Origin of the sequence: Bradyrhizobium sp. CCGB20 (assembly GCF_024199855.1) — a bacterium.
Taxonomy (GTDB): domain Bacteria; phylum Pseudomonadota; class Alphaproteobacteria; order Rhizobiales; family Xanthobacteraceae; genus Bradyrhizobium.
The window spans coordinates 6,336,661-6,356,659 of record NZ_JANADN010000001.1 but is presented as its reverse complement, the minus strand read 5'-3'; the positions used below and the strand labels follow the sequence as shown (position 1 = coordinate 6,356,659).

Genomic DNA, 19,999 nt, shown 5'->3' with positions numbered 1-19,999 from the left:
GCGGCGCTGCCCTCTCCCACAAGGGGAGAGGGCGCAACAACGCGCATCGCAGGGCGCCATCCGACTTCAACCGTCTTTTTTGATCACATCAGACGGCGAAGTCTTATCGATCGACCGATTCGTCTCTAAAACAGACGCATGCTCGGACGCATCTTCACGGTCGGTGGTTACACGCTGCTCTCGCGGCTGACGGGATTTGCCCGCGACATCATGCTCGCGGCGATCCTGGGCGCCGGTCCCGTGGCCGACGCCTTTTTCGTGGCGCTGCGGCTGCCCAATCATTTCCGCGCGATCTTCGCCGAGGGGGCCTTCAACGCCGCCTGGGTGCCGGCCTATGCCCACGTCCATGGCGAGCGCGGGGAGGGGGCGGCAAAACTGTTCGCCGACCGCATCTTCACGCTGCTGCTGGCCTCGCAGGTGGTGCTGCTGATCGTCGCCTGGCTGTTCATGCCGCAGGCCATGAGCATTCTTGCGCCGGGCTTTAGTGAGGATGCCGAGCAGCGCAAGCTCGCGATCGAGCTGACCCGGATCACCTTTCCTTATCTGCTGCTGATCACGCTGGTGACGCTCTATGGCGGCATGCTCAACGTGATGCAGCGCTTTGCCAGCGCCGCGGCTGCGTCGATCTTCCTCAACGTCGCGATGATGATGACGCTGGCGCTCGCCGCCTGGTTTCCGACCGCGGGCCACGCGGCGGCCTGGGGCGTGCTGATTTCGGGCTTCCTGCAATATTTCCTGCTTGCGGGCGACCTCGCGCGTCATGGCGGCCTGCCGCGCTTTGCGCCGCTGAGGCTCGACGAAGACGTCCGCGCATTTTTCAGGGCGCTCGGGCCGGCGACGCTGGGCTCGATGGGGACGCAGGTCGCGCTGTTCGCGGACACCATCATCGCGACCTTCCTGCCTGCGGGCGCGCTCTCGGCGCTCTATTACGCCGACCGCCTCAATCAGCTGCCGATCGGCGTGATCGGCATCGCCATCGGCACCGTGCTGTTGCCGGAAATGTCGCGGCGGATCACCGCCAACGACCATGACGGCGCCATGAAGGCACAGCGCCGCGCATTCGATTTCACGCTGCTATTCTCTCTGCCGTTCGTCGCGGCCTTCCTCACCGTGCCCGACGCGATCATGCGTGCGCTGTTCGCACACGGCGCGTTCTCGAAGGCCGATGCCACCGCCGCCGGCGCCACGCTCGCGGCCTATGCCATCGGCCTGATCCCGTTCGTCCTGATCCGAAGCGCGGTGGCGACTTTCTATGCCCGCAAGGATACCGCGACGCCGGTGCGGGCGTCGCTGACCGGCATCGCGGTCAACGTTGCCCTCAAAGTCGCCTTGATGGGGTCGCTCGCCCAGATTGGCCTCGCGCTGGCCACCGCCGTCGGTGTCTGGACCAATCTCTTGCTGGTGTTGTTCTTCGCCGTGCGGCGAGGCTTTCTCGTGCTCGACCGCGCCTGGCTGATGTCGCTCGCGAAATTCCTGCTGATCGGGATCATCCTCGCCGCCGCCTTCTGGCTGATCGCGCGCTTCGGCGGCACCTATCTTGCCTCGATGCGCTTCCACGACGAATTGACGCTGGTCCTGTTGGCCGTCGGGGGCACGATCGTCTACGCGCTCGCGATCCTCGTGCTGTTCGGCCGGCGCTGGCTGGTTTCGCTGGTGCGCGGCTAGACCATGGAGCTCATTGGTCAACCACCCAAATTGGCCGGACTCATGTGCGAGGCATTCATTTGTGAGGGCTTCGTCTCCAAAGGCCAACTCTTAGCCAATGCCAATGTCGTTTATCTTTGTTTTGACGGTGTTTGGCACAAACTCGTCATCGACTGTGGGGTCATCTTTTGGCGGCCAATTCCGGACGCACCCAACCCCTGGACGATCGAGAGTGAGGGCTCGGAGTATCCTCACGTTGACGTGGGCGCCATCGCTGGCGTTGTTGGCCATCGTCTCGGAGAATACAGGATGGAAACCATCCCGGCCGGCGGCAGTGTGACGTTCTATTTTGAGAACGACCGCACGATCACCATCGACAACGAAAACGATGCTTCAAGTTTCCGGATTGGCTGACATCCAGATTGGACTTGGCTCGCCTTCAGGATGCAGTCGACTTCCCTACATCTCTTGATTTTGCGCGACCACCGTGATATGGATGCTGCTATGTTTAAATGCTCGCGCAACGTCAACTTCTCGAACATGACCCGCTTCGGCTGGGCCGTGGAAGGAGTCGTGCGCTAGCATTTCGACGACGACATCTTTTCCACCAGGCCCCGCCGGCATCGGACGGGGCCTTTTCATTTGGCCACGCTCCCTGCCGGCACAACAGCAGGAGCATGCGATGCCACCCCAACTGACGAACATCTCACCCGGGATTGAGGACGATGCCGCAAGGCGCGGCCTCAACCTCTCGATCGCGCAGGCGAAGGATGCGATCGACCAGGCTTTGGCAGCGCGCCTCAAGGCGTCCGCCGCAGCGCTGGATCATAAGGATGCCGCCGGACCAACGGCTGCATCGACGCGAAGCGTCCTCGGTCTGCTCAAGCGATATTGGCGTGCGTTTCAGGAGCGGCGCCAAGGCCCACGACTCACGCTGCAGTACCTGAGTGACAGGGAACTGGCGGATATCGGCCTGACGCGCGGTGATATCGACTACCTCACGCCTCAGAGAGCGATCGATACGCTGAGAGATCACACGAGATATCTCTTGCATCGGGGTGGGATGTAGATGACCGGCCGCGAGAGGCTGACATACGCTCTGAGAACAAGCGGCGGTCCATGCGGCCGCTTGTTCTCAGGCGTGCGCTGCGGTGCAGAATCATCGATCTTCACAGGGAAATGACCAGGCCGCGCCTTTCCGCGCTCCTCCTTTTGACGGGCGAAGCATGGGGCGATCTTTCGCGGGGCAGGCCCGCCTAAAGCCGTTTGCCTTGCCACTTTTTCCACGGCAATATGCCGGCAAAACAACCATAGGACGGGACAAGAACATGGCGGCTCCCATCAAGTTCGGCGTTGGCCAAAGCGTGCTGCGCAAGGAGGATGACGCGCTCATCCGCGGCAAGGGCCGCTATACCGACGATTACGCGCCGCAGGCCGCTTTGCGCTGCCTGATGCTGCGTTCGCCACATGCGCATGCCAAATACACCATCGATGCCAGCCGTGCCCGCACGCTGCCCGGCGTTACGCTGATCCTGACCGCCGACGATGTTGGCGATCTCGGCAATCTGCCCTGCCTGTTCAATCTCGAGACCGATCCGTTCACCGGCCCGCCTTACCCGATCCTCGCCAAGGACGAGGTGCGCCATGTCGGCGATTCCATCGCCTTCGTGGTCGCCGAGACCATCGACCAGGCCCGCGACGCGATCGAGGCGATCGACGTCAAGTGGAGTCCGCTGCCGGCTGTGACCGGCGTCGTCAACGCCATCAAGAAGGGCGCGCCGCAGGTCTGGCCCGACAAGGCCGGCAACGTGCTGTTCGACGTCTCGATCGGCGACAAGGCTGCGACCGAAGCCGCCTTTGCGAAGGCGCATGCGGTGGCCGAAATCTCCATCGTCAATCCGCGCGTGGTCGCGAGCTTCATGGAGACGCGCGCCGCGGTCTGCGAATACGACGCCAAGAACGATCATTTGACTCTGACGATCGGCAGCCAGGGCAGCCACCGGCTGCGCGACATCCTCTGCCAGAACGTGCTGAACATCCCGACCGACAAGATGCGGGTGATCTGCCCCGACGTCGGCGGCGGCTTTGGCACGAAGCTGTTTCCGTACCGCGAATACGCCTTGATGGCAGTCGCCGCGCGAAAACTGAAGAAGGCGGTGAAATGGGCCGCCGATCGCACCGAGCATTTCATGGGCGATGCGCAGGGCCGCGACAACGTCACCACCGCCAAGATGGCGCTGACTGAAGACGGCAAATTCCTCGCGATGGATTGCGACCTGATGGGCGACATGGGCGCCTATCTGTCGACCTTCGGGCCCTACATTCCGCATGGCGGCGCCGGCATGCTGCCGGGTCTCTACGACATCCAGGCCTTCCACTGCCGAGTGCGCACCATCTTCACCCACAGCGTGCCGGTTGACGCCTATCGCGGTGCCGGGCGGCCTGAGGCCGCCTATGTCATCGAGCGCCTCGTGGACGCCTGCGCGCGAAAACTCGACATGACGCCGGATGCCATCCGCCGCAAGAACTTCATTCAGCCGAAGGCTCTGCCGTACAAGACGGCCACGGGCAAGGTCTACGATTCCGGCGACTTCGCCGCGCATCTGAAGCGCGCGATGGAGATCGGCGAGTGGAAGGAATTTGGAAAGCGCGCCAAGGCGGCCAAGAAGAACGGCCTGATCCGCGGCATCGGCCTTGCGAGCTATGTCGAGATCTGCGGCGTGATGGGTGAGGAGACGGCCAACGTCCGCCTCGATCCCAGTGGCGACGTCACCGTCCTGATCGGCACGCAATCGAGCGGGCAGGGTCACCAGACGGCATATGCTCAGATCGTCGCCGAACAGTTCGGCCTGCCGCCAGAGCGTGTTCATATCCGCCAGGGCGACACCGGCGAGATCGCGACGGGCCTCGGCACCGGTGGCTCGGCCTCGATTCCCACGGGCGGCGTCTGCGTCGAGCGTGCTACGGGCGAGCTGGGCAAGAAGCTGAGGGAGTTTGCAGCCCAGGCGCTGGAAGCGAGCGCGGGCGACCTCGAGATCACCGACGGTGTGATCCGGATCGCCGGCACCGACCGCTCGATCTCATTCGCCGACCTCGCCAAGCGGCCCGGCGCCGATCCGTCGAAGCTGAACGGCAGCGCGACCTTCGCCAGCGCCGACGGCACTTATCCCAACGGCACGCATCTGGCGGAAGTCGAGATCGACCCGGCGACCGGCATCATCAAGATCGTGAACTACGTGATCGTCGACGATTTCGGCAAGACGCTCAATCCGCTGCTTCTGGCGGGCCAGGTGCATGGTGGCGCCATGCAGGGCATCGGCCAGGCGCTGATGGAGCAGGTGGTCTATGGCGCGGGCGACGGCCAGCTCATCACGGCGACCTTCATGGACTATGCGCTGCCGCGCGCGGCAGACGGTCCGGCCTTCGTGTTCGAGACCGCCAACGTTCCCTGCAAGACCAATCCGCTGGGCGTGAAGGGGGCGGGCGAGGCCGGCGCGATCGGCTCCTGTCCGGCGGTCGTCAACGCCATCGTCGACGGGCTCTGGCGCGAATACAAGATCGACCACATCGACATGCCGGCCACACCGGAGCGGGTGTGGATCGCCATCAACGAGCACCATCGCCGTCACAGCCTGTGATCCCTAGCAAACGCGGAACGCGTTTTGCGGGGGCAAACGCGGAACGCGTTTGCCCGGCCAACCAAATCGTCCAAAGCGCGACAATTTAGCGTCGCGCCCTGGATGGAATGAAACCTGCCAAGCGGTGTTGGCCCATTGAGGGGTCAGCACGATCCTGCATCATGGGAAAGGGATTTTGCGAATGAAGCGAGTTTTGGTTGTCGGGAGCGTGCTGCTGCTCGGCATGGGCGCCGTCTGGGCGGAGCAGGCCTCCGTCAAGGAAGTTCAGACCCTCATGAAGGGCAACGGCAAGAACGCCGGCGCGGTGGCGGCGATAGTCAAGGGCGAGAAGCCCTACGACCAGGCCACGGTGGACAGCGCGCTGGCGCAGTTCGAGGATACCGCCAAGAAGCTGCCGAACCTGTTTCCGGCCAGCGCCAAGGGCATGAAGCCCGAGGGCGACTACAGCGCCTCGCCGAAGGTCTGGGAAGACAAGGCCGGCTTCGACGCCAAGATCGCAAGCTTCGCCAAGGTCGTCGGCGAGGCCAAGGGCAAGATCAAGGACATCGATTCGCTCAAGGCGAATTTCCCCGCCGTCGGCAAGGAATGCGGCGGCTGCCACGAGACCTTCCGTGTGAAGAACAGCTGAGGGATTCGTAGCCCGGATTACGCTTGCGCGCCATCCGGGCTACAGGACCGATAGAAACGAAAAGGCGGCCTGCGAAAGCGGCCGCCTTTTTTGTTGCCTCGGCGTCCAGTCTCGTAGCCCGGATGAGCGAAGCGAAATCCGGGACACCTGTACGAGTTGCGAAACCTATCCCGGATGTCGCTTCGCTCATCCGGGCTACGGACCTCGTGACCAGCAATGAGTCGGCCCGCAGGAAATTCTGTTCGCAAGCCCTGACGGATCGCTGCTGGAGCAGCTATCTTTACGCCAACTGCGGCGACGTTGATGTGAGCTATCGGAACGCATCCGATTCTGATTGCTCCATCATCGCGAAAGCTCCAGCGCCGCGAGCACTGAATCAAAACAGCGAGACAGGCCATGGCAAAACCGTTCCCGTCGAAGACGCACATCGGCAACCACATGCTGCATCCCGAGACGCTGATGCTGACCTATGGCTATGATCCGCAACTATCGGAAGGCGCCATCAAGCCTCCGGTGTTCCTGACCTCGACCTTCGTGTTCAAGACCGCGGACGACGGGCAGGACTTTTTCGATTTCGTCGCCGGCCGTCGCGAACCGCCGGAGGGGATGGGCGCGGGCCTGGTCTATTCGCGCTTCAATCACCCCAACAGCGAAATCGTCGAGGACAGGCTCGCGATCTACGAGCGCACCGAGAGCTGTGCGCTGTTCTCGTCCGGCATGGCGGCCATCGCAACCACGATCCTGGCCTTCGTCCGCCCCGGCGATGTCATTCTGCACTCCCAGCCGCTCTATGGCGGGACGGAAACCCTGCTGACGAACACGCTTGCGCGTCTGTCGATCGGCGCGGTCGGCTTTGCCGACGGCGTCGATGAAGCCCTGGTCAGGCAGGCCTCGGAGGAGGCCGTGGGCAAGGGGCGGGTTTCGATGATTCTGATCGAAACCCCGGCCAACCCGACCAACGGCCTGGTCGATATCGCGATGATCCGCCGTGTCGCCGAGGCCATCGGGAAGACTCAGGGACACGTTCCGATCATCGCCTGCGACAATACGCTGCTGGGACCGGTGTTTCAGCGGCCGATCGAGCATGGCGCGGATATTTCCCTGTACTCGCTCACCAAATATGTCGGCGGTCATTCCGACCTGATCGCGGGCGCCGCGCTCGGCTCGAAGGCGCTGATGAAAGGCATCAAGGCGCTGAGGGGCGCCATCGGCACCCAGCTCGATCCGCATTCCTGCTGGATGATCAACCGGTCGCTCGAGACGCTGAGCCTGCGCATGGAAAAGGCCGATGCGAACGCGCGCCTCGTGGCGGACTATTTGCGCGATCACCCCAAGGTGGCCAAGGTTCACTATCTCGGTCATCACGAGGAGGCGTCGCCGGCCGGACTTGTGTTCGCGCGGCAATGCCTCGGGGCGGGATCCACGTTCTCGTTCGACATCGCCGGCGGCAAGGAAGCGGCCGTGAAATTCCTCAACGCGCTGCAAATCCTCAAGCTGGCGGTGAGTCTCGGTGGAACGGAATCGCTCGCGAGCCTGCCTGCAACCATGACCCATTCCGGCGTTCCCGCCGACATCCGCCGGAAAATCGGCGTCCTCGATTCCACGATCCGGTTGTCGATCGGCATCGAAAACCCGTCGGACCTGATCGCGGACCTCGCGCAGGCGCTGAACGCGGCTTGAGGGGGCAGGCCGGAAACTGCCGAAGCGCGCCCATCAATGCCCTGTACCTGGCTCTGACGTGCCGTCTTTGGCGCGACGAGCCACAGCGCTAAACGGTTGGTCCGGCGGGGACCGATTGATCGGTGATGGATCTCGTTTGGCTCCGCACTTGCGCCCCTCGCGAATAGTTCACGATGTCTCGCGGATCGACATCGGGGTTCGAGGCAACGTAGTCGATCTCGCCGCGGGTGGTGCCGATGTCCATCAGCTCCCGGTCATTCAAACCTGACAACGTGGCGCGCAATCGCCGGCGCTCGCGACGTGCCTGAAAGGCATCCCAGTATTGACGGATCAGGCTGGGGACGTGTCGTGTTGATGTCGACCTCCGTTCCAGCCACATTGTACCGTGGATCATGGTCATTTCGGTGCCTCCGGAAGGTGCTTTCCACCTTACAAAGGTGCCCCAAGACCGACGGGCGCGCTTGACCGGCAGCTTACATTTTCCCTACCGGCGGCTTATTCTTGCATGTCCAACAGGCCGAACTTCCACCCGGTCGCCGGGGGGACCTACCCAAGGGATTCGCACCTTGCGCTATCTCTTTGAGGAGTATGCATTCGACGCCGGTCGGCGAGAGCTGCATCGCGGAGCGGATCGGATCTCCGTTGCGCCACAGGCGTTCGATCTCCTCGATTACCTGATCCGCAACCGGGAGCGCGTCGTAGGCAAGGACGAACTTATCGATGCCATTTGGCAGGGGCGCTGCGTGTCCGACGCCGCGCTGACGACCCGCCTCAACAGTGCGCGCTGCGCGATCGGGGATTCCGGCGAAGAGCAGCGGCTGATAAGAACTCTGCCCCGCAGAGGCTTCCGCTTCGTCGGTCAGGTCCGTGAAACGCTTACCGCCGACGGCGGAGCAGTCGCCGACGGCGGGGCCGAGACGCCGAAACCTGCGCTCTCGCTTCCCGACAAACCCTCGATCGCGGTCCTTCCATTCGCCAACCTGTGCTCCGATCCGGAGCAGGACTATTTTGCCGATGGCATGGTTGAGGACATCATTTTGGGCCTATCGCGTTCGAAGTCTCTTTTCGTCATCGCGAGACATTCGACTCTGGCCTACAAGGGCAGGGCGATCGACGTCAAACAGATCGGTCAGGAGCTGGGCGTTCGCTACGTGCTCGAAGGCAGTGTGCGCAAGGCCGGCAATCGAGTCCGAATAGCCGGTCAGTTGATCGACGCGGCGACCGGCCTGCATCTCTGGACGGACCGGTTTGACAGTGAGATCGAAGATATTTTCGACCTGCAGGATCGGCTGACGAGCAGCGTCATCGGCGCAATCTCCCCGCGACTGGAGCGCGCCGAAATCGAGCGCGCCCAGCGCAAACCCACCGACAACCTGCAGGCCTACGATTATTATCTCAGGGCGTTCGCCGCCTTCTTCAAATTTACCGAGGAGGCAAGCATCGAGGCTATCGAGCTCGCAAAGACCGCACGCGAGATCGATCCCGAATTCGCGGCCCATACGCGCTCGGCGCCCGTTGCTACATCCTGAGGAACGTTTTCGACTGGGTCACTGATGCGGCCCGCGAATGCAGTGAAGCCCAGCGGCTGGCGAGGCGAGCGGTCGAGCTAGACCCGAATGATCCGTCGGTGCTTGCGATGGCCGGACACGCGCTCTCCCAGATGGCAGGCGAGGTCGAGGAAGGCGATGCCCTTCTCGTGCGCGCGATAAAGCTGGATCCCAATCTCGTTATCGCAAGACATTGGAACGGTTGGAGCCAACTTTGGCTTGGTCGTGGTGACGCCGCAATCGAGCAATTCAGCATTGCATTGCGTTTGAACCCGCTTCATCCGCACGGGAGCGCCAACGCCCAGACGGGCTTGGCTTTTGGTCATTTTCTTGCTGACCGCAACGAAGACGCCTTGGCTTGCGCGGAAGCCGCCATCAGGCTGATACCGATCTTTCCGCCTGCGCAATTCATTCTGGCGGCATGTCACGCCGCATCAGGCCACGTCGAGGAAGCGCGGCGGACTTGCGCCGACACGATGAAGCTATGTCCCAACAAGCGTATCAATGCGTACACGTGGCGATACACCCGACGGGAAGATGCCGAAAAGCTGACGCAAGCGCTCCGGGTTGCCGGCATGCCGGAATGAGCGTGTGCGGGCCACCTGGCGGCGTGCGGAATCGAAAAGGCCGGACGCTCCCTCCAGCGCCCAGCCTTCGCGTCCGCCTCAGCCTTGGAGCCTACTTCGTCACCTGGCCGCGGATCTCGCCGCCCGGATGGGCCGCGGTGTGGATGTTGACGTAGAGCTTGCCCGCGAGCAGATCGGCGGCCTGTGCGTCGGTCAGCGTCGCCGAGCCCTCGACCGGGCTGGACGTCGCATTCGGGATCGCGACCGCGACGCCGGCGTTCTTGCCGGCCTCGGCGGGCCCGTGGAAATGGGCGGCGGTTGCCGGGCCGGACAGACCGGAATAGCTGAGCTTCCAGGACAGCTTCTTGCTGGCGGCATCATAGTCCAGATCGGCGGTTCCGGTGCCGTTGGTCGTGGTTGCGGGCACCTCGGACTTGCCGTCGAGCGTTGCTTTCAGCTTTTCGGCACCGGCGGGGGCTGCAAAAGCGGCGGCGCCGAGCGCGACCATGGCGATGACGGTCTTCTTCATGACATTCTCCCTGAGGCCTCGCTGGCCTGCCAAACTTCCAACAGTGGCCGTTTCAGTTTATTCCCGTTTCCGGCCGGGGCGGGCTAAATTCTTCGTGGCTGGAGCTGCGTGGACATCGGTCATAAGTTCGCGGCAAGCAATGAATGGATCTGCATGTTGCAACGAACAATTCTCGTCGCGCTGCTTGCCGCGGTCATCGCTGCCGGCGCCTATTGGTGGCTCAGTGCACCGGTGGTGGCGGCCGCCGGCACCGCGCCTGCTCACGTCCCGAACCTCGCCAATGGCGAAGTGATCTTCAATGCCGGCGGCTGCGCCTCGTGCCATGCCACTCCCGACCAACCCGACCGTACCAGGCTCGGCGGCGGCGTCGCGATCAAGTCCCCGTTCGGAACGTTCTACGCGCCGAACATCTCCTCCGATCCGACCTACGGCATCGGCAAATGGACCGACGCCGATTTCGTCAACGCGGTCATGCATGGGGTCTCGCCGGACGGAGAGCATTACTTTCCGGCCTTTCCCTACACGTCCTATCAGCACGCCAGGCGCGAGGACGTGCTCGACCTCTTCGCCTATCTGAAAACGCTGCCGCCCGTCGCAGGCAAGGTGCGTGACCACGACGTGCGCTTTCCGTTCGACATCCGGCGCAACATCGGCATCTGGAAATTCCTGTTTCTGGATGGAAAGCCGTTCGTCGCCGACGGCACGAAGTCGCCGCAATGGAATCGCGGCGCCTATCTCGTCAACAGCTTTGGCCATTGCGCCGAATGCCACAGCCCGCGCAATGCGCTTGGCGGCATCATCTCGGGCCAGCGCTTTGCCGGCGGGCCCAATCCGGAAGGCGAGGGTTGGGTGCCCAACATCACGCAGAAGCGTCTCGGCGAGTGGAGCGCGAAGGACATCGCCTATTTCCTGAAGACCGGCGAATTGCCCGATGGCGACAGCGTCGGCGGCGCGATGACGCGCGTGATCAAGAACACCTCGCATTTGCCGGACGAGGATCTCGCGGCGATGGCCGAGTACATCAAGTCGCTGCCGCCGGTGGACGGGCCGGCACGGCCGAAGCGCAAGGAAAGCGGCACCTGATTTGGCGATCCGCCTCGCATACCTGCGAGGCGCGTCAATTGCGGGCGGTCAGCTCGCGCCAAAGGCCTTGAAGGTGATGATGGTGAGGGTGTCCTGGATGCCCGGCAGCACCTGCACCTTTTCGTTGATGAAGTGGCCGATGTCGGTGTCCTTGTCGACGTAGAACTTCACCAGCAAATCGTAATGGCCAGCCGTGGAGTAGATTTCGGAGGCGATCTCGGCTTCGGCAAGCGCATTGGCGACCGTATAGGACTGGCCGAGCTTGCATTTGATCTGGACGAAAAAAGGAACCATTGCAGTCACTCCGAAGGCGTATCTGGCGGCTAATAGGCCAAAACCGGCCGGAATTAGCAAGCGAACTTGCGAGCCGGCGGGGTGCGCGCTAGGACGGGCCATGGTCCCCAGGAAGCGGAAAATCACCCCATGACGACGCCCGTGGCGCTTACCATCGCCGGCTCCGATTCGAGCGGCGGCGCCGGCATCCAGGCCGACCTCAAGACCTTTGCCGCGCTCGGCGTTTATGGCGCGTCCGCTATCACGGCGCTGACCGCGCAGAACACGCGCGGCGTCACCGGCATCCACGCGGTGCCCGCCGAGTTCGTCACCGCGCAGATCGACGCGGTGTTCTCCGATCTCGAGGTCGGCGCGGTGAAGATCGGCATGGTGGCCCAGGTCGCCAGCATCGATGCGATCGCAGCCGCTCTGTCGCGCTGGAAGCCGCGGCATATCGTGCTCGATCCCGTGATGGTCGCAACCTCCGGCGATCGCCTGCTCGCGGCCGAGGCCGTCGAGGCGCTGCGCACAAAACTGATGCCGCTGGCGTCGGTGATCACGCCCAATCTGCCTGAGGCCGCCGCTCTTCTCGACGAGCCCGTCGCGGCGAGCGAGGCCGAGATCGAAGCTCAGGGACGACGCCTGCTGGCGCTCGGCTGCGGCGCGGTGCTCATCAAGGGCGGGCACGGCGAGGGCGCCGAGAGCACCGACTATCTCGTGGATTCGGGAAAAGCGATCGCGCTCGCTGCGCCGCGCGTCGCTACCCGCAACACCCATGGCACGGGGTGCTCGCTGTCCTCGGCCGTCGCCGCGGGGCTTGCCAGGGGCGAGGATCTCGAGCGCGCCGTGCGCAACGCCAAGGCCTGGATCAGCGCGGCCATCGCGGCCGCCGACCGTTTCAGCGTCGGTCACGGCCACGGGCCAGTCCACCATTTCCACAAGTTTTACTGACGCCGGCCACGAACGCGCCGTCAGCGGTGCGCGGGAGCGCCGCCGTTAACCCATTCAGCCATCCAGTTCCGTCCTTCTTGCGGAGGCCGCTGCGGCGCCATGTCGCCTGATTGTCGCATGCGACTGATATTCGCGGGGAGGGCGAGGCAAGGTCTGATTCGTATCTAAGGGTGCCTCAAAGGTTCAATCTGTCATCCCCCTGTCACGGGACATTTGTTACAGGCTGGCGCATGGGAAGTTACGATGCGAGTGACGAGAGCCCGGAACGGCGCTTTCGCACGTTGTTCATCTCCGACGTTCATCTCGGAGCCCGCGGTTCTCAAGCCGACCTTCTGCTCGACTTCCTGCGCTACCACGACGCCGACACGATCTATCTCGTCGGCGACATCGTGGATGGCTGGGCGCTGAAATCGAGCTGGCACTGGCCGCAATCGCATAACGACCTCGTCCAGAAGCTGCTGCGCAAGGCGCGCAAGGGCGCCAAGGTCATCTACATCCCCGGCAATCACGACGAGTTCCTGCGCAACTACTACGGCACGCATTTCGGCGGCATCGACGTCGTCGAGAACACCGTCCACACCGGCGTGGACGGCAAGCGCTACCTCGTCATCCACGGCGACATCTTCGACCTCGTGGTGCAGAACGCGCGCTGGCTCGCCCATCTCGGCGACAAGGCCTACGATTTCGCGATCCAGATGAATCGCTTCGTCAACTTCTTCCGGCGCATGTTCGGCGTACCCTATTGGTCGCTGTCGCAATGGGCCAAGCAGAAGGTCAAGAATGCGGTCAACTATATCGGCGCGTTCGAGCAGGCGCTCGCCGCCGAGGCGCGGCGCCACGACGCCGACGGCGTGATCTGCGGCCACATCCACTACGCCGTGATCCGCGACGAGGGCGGCATCCGCTACATGAATTGCGGCGACTGGGTCGAGAGCTGTACGGCGCTGGTCGAGCACGACGACGGTCATTTCGAGATCATCACCTGGGCGGATCACGCGCAGAAGCCGGCGCAGGTCCCGCAGGTCGCAGCCAAGGCTGCATAACAAGGGCAGCTTGATGCGCATCCTGGTCGCGACCGACGCCTGGCACCCGCAAGTCAACGGTGTGGTTCGGACGCTGACCAAGCTCGCTGACGCCGCCAAGGGGCTCGGTGTCGAGTTCACGTTCCTGACGCCACAATCGTTCCGCACCTTTGCGATGCCGAGCTATCGCGACGTGCGGCTCGCCATGCCGCGTCCGGCGCGAATCGCGAGGCTGATCGAGGAGGCGCGCCCGGACAGCATCCACATCGCGACGGAAGGGCCGATCGGCCTGATGGTCCGCCGCTACTGCCGCCAGCGCAAGCTGCCGTTCACGACCAGCTTCCACACCCGCTTTCCCGAATATGTCCGCGCCCGTGTGCCGGTTCCGGGCTCCCTGATCTGGCGGGCGCTGCGCCGTTTCCACAGCCCCAGCCGCGCCGTGATGGCGGCGACGCCTGCGCTGGCCCGCGAGCTTGGCGAGCGCGGCTTTGACAATGTCGTGCTGTGGCCGCGCGGCGTCGACACCGAGCTGTTCCATCCTCGCGCCATCGACCTCTGCCTGCCGGCGCCGGTATTCCTTTCGGTCGGCCGCGTCGCGGTGGAGAAGAATCTCGAGGCGTTCCTCGACCTCGATCTGCCCGGTACCAAGGTGATCGTCGGCGACGGCCCGGCGCGCGCCGGGCTCGAACAGGCCTATCCCGATGCGATCTTCCTCGGCGAGAAGCACGGCGAGGCGCTGGCGGAGATCTATGCAGCTGCCGACGTGTTCGTATTCCCCAGCAAGACCGACACGTTCGGCCTGGTCCTGCTGGAAGCGCTCGCCAGCGGCCTGCCGGTGGCGGCCTTCCCGGTGAAGGGACCCCGTGACGTGATCGGCGATGCGCCGGTCGGCGCGCTCGATCACGATCTGCGCAATGCCTGCTTTGCGGCGCTCGGCGTCTCCCGGCAGGACTGCGTCGAATTCGCCGCCAGCTACACCTGGGAGGCCTCGGCCCGGGTATTTGTGGACAGCATTGAGGCCGTCGGCGCAGTGCTGCCGGGCCGGAATGGGGCGGAACAGCCACGCTTCGTCGCGTAAAGGGGAAATCCTCTCGCGGAGGTGTCTTGCCCGCGCCGAGGCTGCCGCGATAAACTTCGGCCATGACCGAACAGCTCCTCCCGATCGGCCCTGCCGATATCGATGCCGCAGCGCGCGTGATCGCGCCCTTCGCCATCCGCACCCCGCTGTTGTCCTTTCCCGTGCTCAACGAGCGTGTCGGTGCCAAAGTGTTCCTGAAGCCGGAGATGCTCCAGCGGACCGGCTCCTTCAAGTTCCGCGGCGCCTTCAACAAGGTGTTCTCGATCCCGCAGGACAAGCGCGCCGGCGGCGTCGTCGCGTTCTCCTCCGGCAACCACGCCCAAGGCGTGGCGGCGGCGGCAAAGATCCTCGACATGCAGGCGACCATCGTGATGCCCGCGGATGCGCCGCTGTCGAAGCGCGAGCGCACCAAATCCTACGGCGCCGAGGTCGTGCTGTACGACCGCGACCGCGACGACCGCGAGGCGATCTCGCGCGGCATCGCCGAGAAGCGCGGCGCGACGCTGGTCAGGCCCTATGACGATCCCTTCGTGATCGCGGGGCAGGGCACGGCCGGCCGCGAGATCGCCGAGGACATGGCGACGCTCGGCCTTGCGCCCGACATCGTGGTGGCGCCGGCCTCCGGCGGCGGCCTGATCGCCGGCGTTGCGACCGCCGTGAAGGCGCGCTACCCGCAGGCCGAGATCGTGGTGGCCGAGCCCGAGGCGTTCGACGATCACGGCATTTCGCTGACCGCGGGGCATCGCGAGCCGCATGGGCCGGCGGGCCGCACCATCTGCGATGCGCTGATGGCCCTGATCCCCGGCGAGATGACGTTTGCGATCAACAGCAAGCTGCTGGCGCGGGGCGTCACTGCGTCGGACAAGGAAGTCGGCGCGGCCGTGGCGTTTGCCTATCGCGAGCTGAAGCTCGTGGTCGAGCCCGGCGGCGCAGTGGGCCTTGCCGCGCTGCTTGCGGGACGCCTCGATGTTGCCGGCAAGAACGTCGTCATCGTGCTCTCCGGCGGCAATGTCGATGCGGATCTGTTTGCCGAGTTGGTGGCCTGAGTTCCTGATGTTCTGACATGAAGAAGGGGCAGAGCGTTTTCGCTCTGCCCCTCTTCGTTTCGCTTGCCGCGATCAGCGCATGAAGCCGCGGTGATTGTTGCCGCCGTTATTGCCTTGCGCCTGGTTCATCGACTGGCGGAAATTGTTGTTGCCGCCGTTGTTGACGATCCGGTTGGTCGTGTTGAACTGCGGGCGGGTGTTCTGCTGGTTGTTCTGCACCTGCACCTTGTTCACCGGGGTGTTGACGATCTTCACACCGTTGTTGACGCGGATCGGGTGGTTCTGCGTCTGAACGACCGGCTTCGCATCGACGTTCGAGCCGCCCTTGCCGACATTCACCGGCATGCTGACGATCTTGCCTGGCTTGCCATTGTTCGTGCCGGCGTTGTTGCTGCCGCCATTCTGCGTGGTGTTGGTCGCAGGCAGCGTCACGATCTTGCCGATGCCGCCATTGTTGTTGGTCGTGTTGGTCGGTGCGGGCAGGGTGACGATCTTGCCCGGGGTCTGCGACGGCGTTCCGTTTGGTTGGTTCGGCTGGTTGTTACCCGCCGGCAGGTTGACGATCTGGCCGCCATTGCCGGGCTTGCCGATCACATTACCGTCCACCGGCTTCTGCACGATCGGCAGGTTGCCATTGATCTGCGATCCGCCATTGCCCTGCTGCAGCGGCATGTATTTGGGCTGGCCGAGATTGCCAATCTTGAAGGTCGGGTTGATGTTCTGCGGAGCCAGGAACTTGGTTGCCTGCATCAGGGGGATCAGCTTCGGCTGGACCTGCAACTTCAACGCTGACTGCGCATAGGGGCTGTTGCCGTAGCTGTCGTAGAAGGTCTTGTAGCCGAGTGGCGAGTTCGCGAGCACCGCCTTGTGCCAGGCCTGCGAGATCAGGAGATTGGAGAGCAGCCAGCGGATGTGGTCGCACAGCGGGTCGTGCGGGTACATCGTGATGAACTCCTGATAGTACTCCGGCCGTCCCTCGGACACGACGTAGTCGTAGGCTTGGCGCGTCGAGCGGCTCGGCAGGTTGGAGGCCATCTGCACCACCGGCGTGTTGACCGGCGCGCGGTTGGCGGCAACGGCGGTGTCGCCGAAGAAGGTGAAGTCAGAGGTCAGCGACGAGCTCTCCCACGGGATCTGCGCGCCGCTGGTGGTCTGGTTCACTTCGAGACGCACGCGCTTGAACAGCTGCTCGATCGGCACGTTGGGCTCGCGCGCGACGTTCAGGAAGGCCTGCGTATAGGGGCTGTGGCCGCCGGCGCCGTCCTGCGCTTCCGCGCCCGGGGCGGTCGAGTAGCCGACGATCGAGCCGTTCGGGGCGTCGACGATGGCGAGGCCGCGGCCGGCGTCGTTGACGGTGGGGAATGGATTGTTGCGGCAGGCATCGAGGATCACGATGCGCATGCGGCTCGGGATCGTCTCCAGCGTCGACATCACGTCGACGAGGCGCACCGAATTGCTCACGAGCTCGGTGGGGTTCGAAACCTTCGCGTCGACCGGAACGAGATAGTTCTCGCCGGCGAGCTGCACGCCGTGACCGGCGTAATAGACCATCGCCACGGTGTTGGGGCCGCGCGAGGCGACCTTCGCCGAAAAGTCCTGGACGACGCGGAGCATGTCGTTCTGGGTCAGGTCGGTCGCGGCAACCACTTCGAAGCCGGCGGAGTTCAGGAACTGCGACATCGACTGCGCGTCATTGTCGGGGTTCGCGAGCTGCGGCGCGTTCTGGTAGTTCGAATTGCCGATCACCAGCGCGACCCGCTGCTCGGGTCCCTGCAGCGCCGTAGGAGCCGGCTGGACCGGGGCGACTTGCGCCGAAACAGGGCCGCAGGCGAAGCCGAACAGGCTTCCCACGAGGCTGGCGGTCATCAGGAAAGGCTTTAGGCGGAACATGGCGTGCTCCTCTGGCACTGATCTCGATACGAGATTGGTTGCGAGCAAGCCTCGCCGCGTTCGAGCCCTTGGGTCCGTGATCGCGATCACCATGGTAGGCTGCGTGATCTGAATCACGCTCGGAACCTGCTATGGTGAATGGCCGCTTGCCGGCCAGACCGGTTTTCCGGCGCAGGACATGCTTTTTGGGGAAGTTCCGTCACATGCTGAAATCGATCGATCCGATCCTCACGCCCGACCTGCTCTGGCTCCTGGCCTCGATGGGCCATGGCGATGACCTCGTTTTCGTCGACGCCAACCATCCCGCGGCCCGCATCGCACAGAGCACCACGTCGCAGCGCCTGATCCAGCTGCCGGGCATGAGCATGGAGGTGGCCGTCCGCGCCATCATGTCGGTCTACCCGCTCGACGATTTCGATCCCGATCCGGTGCGCGTGATGGCGCCGGTGGACGATCCCGATCGCGTGCCCGACGTGCAGCGCGCCGTGCTGTCGGAGATCGAGCGCGCCGTTGGCCACACCGTCGTGCCCGGCAAACTCGCGCGGCCGGATTTCTATCGCGCGGCGGCGGCGGGCTTTGGTGTCGTGCAGGTCGGCGACAGCAGGGGTTATGGCTGCTTCCTGATCCGGAAGGGCGTGATCTAGGGCGCGATGAGATCAGGATGCATCGTCATCGCGCTTTAGGTTGTTGTTTGAGTATGATCATGCTCTAGCCGCGACCGATGAGATGGATCGCCGAACGCCAGGCGTGCTGCGACAACGCCTCGAGGTTTCGAACCGCCTCGACGCGAAGGAGGGCAGTCTCGGCGGTCAGTGTTCCATTGGCCACCGCACCGAGCGTCGCGCTGCGGTGGGCGCGCAGCATTTCACGGAGCTGTGTCGTACAACGCTCGAACTCGGCGATGGCCTCGTCGGGCGGGTCCGCGCGCGGACCAGCCAAGATGTCGCCGGCATGCGAGGCGGACGCGAAGTGCGTCGATCCATCGACGCGGGGCGCCGCGACGCCGCGCGCAATTGCGGCGGCGCACCGCATGACCTCTGCACATAGCTCTCCGGCGCGGATGTCCTCCGGTCCGCCTGCCACCGCGCCGAAATTGTTTGCTCCATTTGCGAGGTCCGTCAGTCGAGCAGCGTGGTCCAGTGCATGCAGCGTGCTCGTGAGACGGCGTTGCTCGTCGTCGGTATCGGGTGGTCCGGCCACATCCGACAGGAATATTTGCGCCTGGCGCACGGCATCGGCCGCTTCCGGCACGGAGACGGCGTCCTTTCCCAGGCGTATCGGTCCGGCGCGGGCCGCCAGTTTCGCTTCGACCGAACCGCACACCGTCAGGAGAGCGCGCGCGATCGTGCGCCGTACCGCCTCCACCGCCACAATCGGGGTCTCTAGCGCCGAAGGATCGAGACATCTCGTCAGCGGCGAGCCGCGCTCGGGCAGGATCCGTTCGACCAGCCGCGTGAACGGGTTGATCAGCGGGAGCAGGACCGCGACGCCGACGACGTTGAAGGCCGTGTGGTATCCGGCGAGCAGCGTGACGCCGTCGATCGTGTCCGAGGCGCGCAGCAGCAAGGGCGTGACGATGGGAAAAGCTATCAGCGCGATGAGCGCGGCGATCAGCTTGAAAAGGACGTAGGCGATGGCCAACCGCTTCGCGGTGGCGCTCGCGCCGATCGCGGCGAGCGCGGAACTCGTCGCCGTTCCGATGTTCTGGCCGATGATCAACGCGCAGGCCTGGTCCAACCCGATTGCGCCTGCGAAATAGCCGGACAAGGTGACTGCGATGGCGGCCGTCGACGATTGCATCAGCGCGGTCATGACCAATCCGATCACCACCAGCGACAGTACGCCGAGCAGGCCCGACCACCATGACGTCCCGGGACTGCCGAGGACCGCGGGCAGGTCCGCCGGGTGCAAACGTTCCGCCAGCCCGCCCATGCCCTGCTGCAGGGTCGTCAGCCCGAACAGCACGAGTCCAAATCCTGCGAGCGCGGCACCGGCGCCGGAAACTCGCCCTCGGCCGAGAAGCTTGGTCAACGCGCCGACGAAGATCATCGGCAACGCCGCGGCCGTGAGCGAGACACGGACGCCGATCAGCGCGACCAACCAGCCGGTCCCCGTGGTGCCGATATTCGCGCCGAAGACCAGGCTCAACCCTTGCTGGAACGTCAGCAGGCCGGCGCTGACAAGACCGATCGTCGTCATCGTCGTTGCGCTGGAGGACTGCACCAGCAGCGTGACGATGGCTCCCCAAATTGAGCCAAGCAGCGGCGTCGACGCCGCCTTGCCGAGCACCCCGCGCAGCGCGGAACCGGCCAGCGTCTTCAGGCCCTCCGTCATCACGGTCATGCCGAGCAGGAAGAGACCTACCCCGCCGAGCGTCGAGATCGCCGTGGACATGCATGCTCCTCGCGACAACGCACCACGAAT

At 64.2% G+C, this 19,999-nt stretch carries 19 protein-coding genes; 14 read left to right on the top strand and 5 right to left on the bottom strand.

Annotated features, from left to right (window positions below):
* The first annotated feature begins 138 nt into the window (after positions 1–138).
* The 6 genes from murJ to NLM15_RS29850 all read left to right on the top strand — a co-directional run bounded on the left by murJ (position 139) and on the right by NLM15_RS29850 (position 7,590).
* Positions 139–1,665 (top strand): murein biosynthesis integral membrane protein MurJ, encoded by a 1,527-nt coding sequence (gene murJ, locus NLM15_RS29875; RefSeq protein WP_254121361.1) that lies wholly within the window; start codon positions 139–141, stop codon positions 1,663–1,665.
* 3 nt (positions 1,666–1,668) lie between these two features.
* Positions 1,669–2,058 (top strand): hypothetical protein, encoded by a 390-nt coding sequence (locus NLM15_RS29870; protein WP_254121360.1) that lies wholly within the window; start codon positions 1,669–1,671, stop codon positions 2,056–2,058.
* A gap of 268 nt (positions 2,059–2,326) precedes the next feature.
* Positions 2,327–2,713: a DUF1127 domain-containing protein gene (locus NLM15_RS29865; protein WP_254121359.1), complete on the top strand. Its 387-nt coding sequence runs from the start codon at positions 2,327–2,329 to the stop codon at positions 2,711–2,713.
* 259 nt (positions 2,714–2,972) lie between these two features.
* Positions 2,973–5,282 (top strand): xanthine dehydrogenase family protein molybdopterin-binding subunit, encoded by a 2,310-nt coding sequence (locus NLM15_RS29860; protein WP_254121358.1) that lies wholly within the window; start codon positions 2,973–2,975, stop codon positions 5,280–5,282.
* A gap of 181 nt (positions 5,283–5,463) precedes the next feature.
* Positions 5,464–5,910, top strand: a complete 447-nt coding sequence (locus NLM15_RS29855; RefSeq protein ID WP_254121357.1) for a cytochrome c — start codon at positions 5,464–5,466, stop codon at positions 5,908–5,910.
* A 396-nt stretch (positions 5,911–6,306) separates the two neighbouring features.
* On the top strand, positions 6,307–7,590 hold the full coding sequence (locus NLM15_RS29850) for a cystathionine gamma-synthase family protein (protein WP_254121356.1): 1,284 nt from the start codon (positions 6,307–6,309) through the stop codon (positions 7,588–7,590).
* 88 nt (positions 7,591–7,678) lie between these two features.
* Here the strand turns inward: NLM15_RS29850 and NLM15_RS29845 are convergent, their stop codons facing one another.
* Complete coding sequence (locus NLM15_RS29845; RefSeq protein ID WP_254121355.1) at positions 7,679–7,990, bottom strand: DUF1127 domain-containing protein; 312 nt, start codon at positions 7,988–7,990, stop codon at positions 7,679–7,681.
* A gap of 166 nt (positions 7,991–8,156) precedes the next feature.
* On the opposite strand from NLM15_RS29845, the gene NLM15_RS29840 reads away from it, so the two are divergent.
* Both NLM15_RS29840 and NLM15_RS29835 read left to right on the top strand, forming a co-directional pair.
* Positions 8,157–9,119, top strand: coding sequence for a winged helix-turn-helix domain-containing protein (locus tag NLM15_RS29840; RefSeq protein WP_254121354.1), 963 nt, complete (start codon positions 8,157–8,159; stop codon positions 9,117–9,119).
* A gap of 107 nt (positions 9,120–9,226) precedes the next feature.
* A complete protein-coding gene (locus NLM15_RS29835) occupies positions 9,227–9,724 on the top strand; it encodes a tetratricopeptide repeat protein (protein WP_254121353.1) in 498 nt (165 codons plus the stop codon).
* 91 nt (positions 9,725–9,815) lie between these two features.
* Here the strand turns inward: NLM15_RS29835 and NLM15_RS29830 are convergent, their stop codons facing one another.
* Positions 9,816–10,232 (bottom strand): CHRD domain-containing protein, encoded by a 417-nt coding sequence (locus NLM15_RS29830; protein ID WP_254121352.1) that lies wholly within the window; start codon positions 10,230–10,232, stop codon positions 9,816–9,818.
* Positions 10,233–10,385: 153 nt separating this feature from the next.
* Between NLM15_RS29830 and NLM15_RS29825 the strand changes: the two genes are divergently transcribed.
* Positions 10,386–11,315, top strand: coding sequence for a cytochrome c (locus NLM15_RS29825; protein ID WP_254121351.1), 930 nt, complete (start codon positions 10,386–10,388; stop codon positions 11,313–11,315).
* Between the two features lie 48 nt (positions 11,316–11,363).
* Here the strand turns inward: NLM15_RS29825 and NLM15_RS29820 are convergent, their stop codons facing one another.
* Positions 11,364–11,609: an Lrp/AsnC family transcriptional regulator gene (locus NLM15_RS29820; protein WP_014493934.1), complete on the bottom strand. Its 246-nt coding sequence runs from the start codon at positions 11,607–11,609 to the stop codon at positions 11,364–11,366.
* Positions 11,610–11,738: 129 nt separating this feature from the next.
* On the opposite strand from NLM15_RS29820, the gene thiD reads away from it, so the two are divergent.
* From thiD to NLM15_RS29800, 4 genes are all read left to right on the top strand, one after another.
* Positions 11,739–12,539, top strand: a complete 801-nt coding sequence (gene thiD / locus NLM15_RS29815) for a bifunctional hydroxymethylpyrimidine kinase/phosphomethylpyrimidine kinase (protein ID WP_254121350.1) — start codon at positions 11,739–11,741, stop codon at positions 12,537–12,539.
* A 230-nt stretch (positions 12,540–12,769) separates the two neighbouring features.
* Positions 12,770–13,582, top strand: a complete 813-nt coding sequence (locus NLM15_RS29810) for a UDP-2,3-diacylglucosamine diphosphatase (RefSeq protein ID WP_254121349.1) — start codon at positions 12,770–12,772, stop codon at positions 13,580–13,582.
* A gap of 13 nt (positions 13,583–13,595) precedes the next feature.
* The gene (locus tag NLM15_RS29805) at positions 13,596–14,639 is read left to right on the top strand and encodes a glycosyltransferase family 1 protein (RefSeq protein ID WP_254121348.1); all 1,044 of its coding nucleotides are present in this window, start codon (positions 13,596–13,598) and stop codon (positions 14,637–14,639) included.
* Positions 14,640–14,701: 62 nt separating this feature from the next.
* Positions 14,702–15,685, top strand: a complete 984-nt coding sequence (locus NLM15_RS29800; protein ID WP_254121347.1) for a threonine/serine dehydratase — start codon at positions 14,702–14,704, stop codon at positions 15,683–15,685.
* Positions 15,686–15,757: 72 nt separating this feature from the next.
* Here NLM15_RS29800 and NLM15_RS29795 read toward each other — a convergent pair whose 3' ends face one another.
* Positions 15,758–17,575, bottom strand: coding sequence for a caspase family protein (locus tag NLM15_RS29795; protein WP_254121346.1), 1,818 nt, complete (start codon positions 17,573–17,575; stop codon positions 15,758–15,760).
* Between the two features lie 203 nt (positions 17,576–17,778).
* On the opposite strand from NLM15_RS29795, the gene NLM15_RS29790 reads away from it, so the two are divergent.
* Positions 17,779–18,219 (top strand): RbsD/FucU family protein, encoded by a 441-nt coding sequence (locus tag NLM15_RS29790; protein WP_254121345.1) that lies wholly within the window; start codon positions 17,779–17,781, stop codon positions 18,217–18,219.
* A gap of 64 nt (positions 18,220–18,283) precedes the next feature.
* On the opposite strand, the gene NLM15_RS29785 is transcribed toward NLM15_RS29790, so the two are convergent.
* A complete protein-coding gene (locus NLM15_RS29785; RefSeq protein WP_254121344.1) occupies positions 18,284–19,969 on the bottom strand; it encodes a Na/Pi cotransporter family protein in 1,686 nt (561 codons plus the stop codon).
* Positions 19,970–19,999: the final 30 nt, after the last annotated feature.

Coding starts and splice junctions, on each gene's coding strand:
- NLM15_RS29835 (WP_254121353.1), top strand. CDS start 9,227: ATGGCCGGACACGCGCTCTCCCAGATGGCAGGCGAGGTCGAGGAAGGC.
- NLM15_RS29865 (WP_254121359.1), top strand. CDS start 2,327: ATGCCACCCCAACTGACGAACATCTCACCCGGGATTGAGGACGATGCC.
- NLM15_RS29850 (WP_254121356.1), top strand. CDS start 6,307: ATGGCAAAACCGTTCCCGTCGAAGACGCACATCGGCAACCACATGCTG.
- NLM15_RS29795 (WP_254121346.1), bottom strand. CDS start 17,575: ATGTTCCGCCTAAAGCCTTTCCTGATGACCGCCAGCCTCGTGGGAAGC.
- NLM15_RS29825 (WP_254121351.1), top strand. CDS start 10,386: ATGTTGCAACGAACAATTCTCGTCGCGCTGCTTGCCGCGGTCATCGCT.
- NLM15_RS29790 (WP_254121345.1), top strand. CDS start 17,779: ATGCTGAAATCGATCGATCCGATCCTCACGCCCGACCTGCTCTGGCTC.
- NLM15_RS29820 (WP_014493934.1), bottom strand. CDS start 11,609: ATGGTTCCTTTTTTCGTCCAGATCAAATGCAAGCTCGGCCAGTCCTAT.
- NLM15_RS29870 (WP_254121360.1), top strand. CDS start 1,669: ATGGAGCTCATTGGTCAACCACCCAAATTGGCCGGACTCATGTGCGAG.
- NLM15_RS29800 (WP_254121347.1), top strand. CDS start 14,702: ATGACCGAACAGCTCCTCCCGATCGGCCCTGCCGATATCGATGCCGCA.
- NLM15_RS29860 (WP_254121358.1), top strand. CDS start 2,973: ATGGCGGCTCCCATCAAGTTCGGCGTTGGCCAAAGCGTGCTGCGCAAG.
- NLM15_RS29810 (WP_254121349.1), top strand. CDS start 12,770: ATGGGAAGTTACGATGCGAGTGACGAGAGCCCGGAACGGCGCTTTCGC.
- NLM15_RS29830 (WP_254121352.1), bottom strand. CDS start 10,232: ATGAAGAAGACCGTCATCGCCATGGTCGCGCTCGGCGCCGCCGCTTTT.
- NLM15_RS29805 (WP_254121348.1), top strand. CDS start 13,596: ATGCGCATCCTGGTCGCGACCGACGCCTGGCACCCGCAAGTCAACGGT.
- NLM15_RS29845 (WP_254121355.1), bottom strand. CDS start 7,990: ATGACCATGATCCACGGTACAATGTGGCTGGAACGGAGGTCGACATCA.
- murJ (WP_254121361.1), top strand. CDS start 139: ATGCTCGGACGCATCTTCACGGTCGGTGGTTACACGCTGCTCTCGCGG.
- NLM15_RS29785 (WP_254121344.1), bottom strand. CDS start 19,969: ATGTCCACGGCGATCTCGACGCTCGGCGGGGTAGGTCTCTTCCTGCTC.
- thiD (WP_254121350.1), top strand. CDS start 11,739: ATGACGACGCCCGTGGCGCTTACCATCGCCGGCTCCGATTCGAGCGGC.
- NLM15_RS29855 (WP_254121357.1), top strand. CDS start 5,464: ATGAAGCGAGTTTTGGTTGTCGGGAGCGTGCTGCTGCTCGGCATGGGC.